The 2,745-nt window shown below is 33.6% G+C and carries 1 protein-coding gene and 1 pseudogene; one reads left to right on the forward strand and one right to left on the reverse strand.

Annotation, left to right across the window (positions count from 1 at the left end; translation table 11 throughout):
* The first annotated feature begins 59 nt into the window (after positions 1 to 59).
* Positions 60 to 2,336, forward strand: coding sequence for a Cna B-type domain-containing protein (locus tag GVV20_RS10335; RefSeq protein WP_159741471.1), 2,277 nt, complete (start codon positions 60 to 62; stop codon positions 2,334 to 2,336).
* A gap of 176 nt (positions 2,337 to 2,512) precedes the next feature.
* Here the strand turns inward: GVV20_RS10335 and GVV20_RS10340 are convergent.
* A pseudogene (locus tag GVV20_RS10340) lies at positions 2,513 to 2,745 on the reverse strand (hypothetical protein); the annotation flags it as partial.

Below are 2,745 nucleotides of genomic sequence, written 5' to 3' on the forward strand. Positions count from 1 at the left end.
ACTACAGACTACATGCTAATATACTCTAGCAAACGCAAATATAAAGGAGATTTCCCACAATGAAAAGAATTGCTAAAATATTTACAATCCCCGTGTTATTGATTGTTTTTCTATTTCAAATCTTACCAGCTGACGTTGTTAAAGCTGAACAATCTAATGACTTAACTCGATCAGGTATAATTGACAATATATCCTACTCGTCAGTAGAGTTATTAGATGGCGAAAAGTTTTCTGTAGATGTTCTATTTTCTGAAAAACCATCTGTGACAGTAAAGGAAGGTGACTATATTAAACTCGTGTTACCTCAAAAAAATCAAGCGTATATTCATGCATTTAACAAACAGTTTGAGTTGAATAATAGTGCTGGTTTAACATTTGCAAAAGTGGATATTCAACAAAGCGTTGCCACTATAATTTTTAACGAAGTTGCTGAAAAAATGGAAAATGTCAAAGGAACGTTTAAATTTTCCGCAATTGCGAGAAACCTAAATGGCGAAAGCAGTGAGGAAAACATTACGGAGCTGGATGGAAGTCTTGGTTCGAAAATTGATAAAAATCTACTAATTCGCAGAGGGCCCTCAGGTGGCACAACAGATACATTCTATTACAAGACTGGTGATATGCAACCAAACGATTCAGAGCATGTCAGATGGTTTCTTGTCTATAATCCAAGTCGTCAAAGTAAAACAGATGGTAAGGTGTTAATCTCCGATAATATTGTCGGGGATCATTCTTTTACTTTTGAATCGATGAGAGTTAATGTTAATGGTAGTATGACAGGATCATATAGTATAGAAGAGTTCAATAATTCAAATATAGGATTTATAGAATATACAGATAACAAAATTACAATAACAATCAATGAAAAGTTTATTAATGACAGTATTACTTTTAGTTATCTCACTAAAATTCAGAATACTTCTGCACGAGAATTCTTGAATAACTCTAGCATTGAGTATATTAGAAAAGGTGATACAAGTACTACGAAAGAAGACTCTAATTATTCGGTTAATAATATTGAAGTAGATGGTTCTATTGACGGGAACTATCCGGGTTCAGATGAAATTAAAATTATCAAGAAAATAGAAGGGACCGAAACTACAATTAAGGATGTTTCGTTTAATTTGTACGATTCAAATGACTTACTAGTAGAATCAAAAATGACTGATGATAACGGCGAAATTGTTTTCTCATCACTAACAAATGGATCTTACTATGTTGTTGAAGTAGATGCGCCAATTTGGGTCGATTTTTCATCTGATAACAGATACCAAGTTGAAATTAATACTTCAGATACAAAAGGACAATTGTTAGTGATTGAAAATGCGATAAAGGTATCAAATATCGTCGGGAATAAAGTATGGGTCGGCGGTCCTTCTCAAAAACCTACAATAGAGTTACAGTTGCTTCAAAATGGTGCTCCATTTGGAAATTCAGTTAGTTTAAAACATGGTGAAACAAGCTATACATGGATTAACGTTCCTCAAACGGATAACGCGGGAAATAAATATACATATAGTATTCGTGAAGTAAATATTCCTCAAAACTATAACTCAGAATTAAGTGCCGATGGCTTAACTGTTACAAATACATATGAATCGCCATTAATTAGTGTGACAGGAAATAAAGTCTGGATTGGCGGTCCTTCTGAAAAACCAACAATAGAGCTGCAGTTGCTTCAAAACGGTGATCCATTTGGAAGTTCAGTTAGTCTAAAAGATGGTGAAACAAGCTATACATGGGACAGCCTTCCTCTAACGGACAACGCAGGAAATAAATATACATATAGTATTCGTGAAGTAAATATTCCTGGAAACTATAACTCAGAATTAAGTGCCGATGGTTTAACTGTTACAAATACGTATGAATCGCCGTTAATTAGTGTGACAGGAAACAAAGTCTGGATTGGCGGTCCCTCTAAAAAACCAACAATAGAGCTTCTGTTGCTTCAAAACGGTGCTCCATTTGGAAATTCAGTTAGTCTAAAAGATGGTGAAACAAGCTATACATGGACTAATTTACCGCAATCAGACAACTTAGGGAATGAGTATTCTTATACAATTAGCGAAGTAACAATTCCCGAAAATTATATTTCAAAACTTAGTTCAGATGGATTGACAGTGACGAATACATACTCTTTTACAAATGTTCCTCCTATTAAGCCATCAAACGAGGAAAAAGCGATTGTTAAAGGGGTTTCGAAGCCAATTAAGGATGTAGATACACTGCCACAAACAGGTATTGATACTTCTAAATTTGGAAATATAGGAGTACTTATATTATCCGTTGGAATTACATTGCATTTAAAATCAAAAGCATCAACAAAAAAGGATTAAAAAAAACGCCTAACAAAAGTTAGGCGTTTTTCTTTAAAGTCACTAAAATTTAAATCGGAAAGACTTCTACTCGCAACTATTTGTCATTTACTAAAGACTAAAAGTCTAAAGAAAAATTTATTGATAGCTTCTTAAGTGTAATGCGGGTGAATACCCCTGCATGGTATTGAAATTACTTAAATCTCTAATAATCTATTGTATTTATAGCCCATCATTACAATCCATACATACGATAACGTCTTAGGAATCATCAACAGACCAATATTTTGATTAATATCAGACCATAAGACTACTGGTATGTAGAATAGAAATGAGAGTGTAATAGCCAGCCACATGTTTTTGAATGGATCGTTGTTAATCGCAGTTCTTTGTTTGAAAAATAAAAGTATAATTATTATCCCCATAATTG

Source organism: Erysipelothrix aquatica, assembly GCF_009828775.2.
Lineage (GTDB): Bacteria > Bacillota_I > Bacilli_A > Erysipelotrichales > Erysipelotrichaceae > Erysipelothrix > Erysipelothrix aquatica.

Bases quoted from the DNA above. Each gene is read 5' to 3' on its own strand.
- GVV20_RS10335 (WP_159741471.1), top strand. From the start codon at position 60: ATGAAAAGAATTGCTAAAATATTTACAATCCCCGTGTTATTGATTGTT.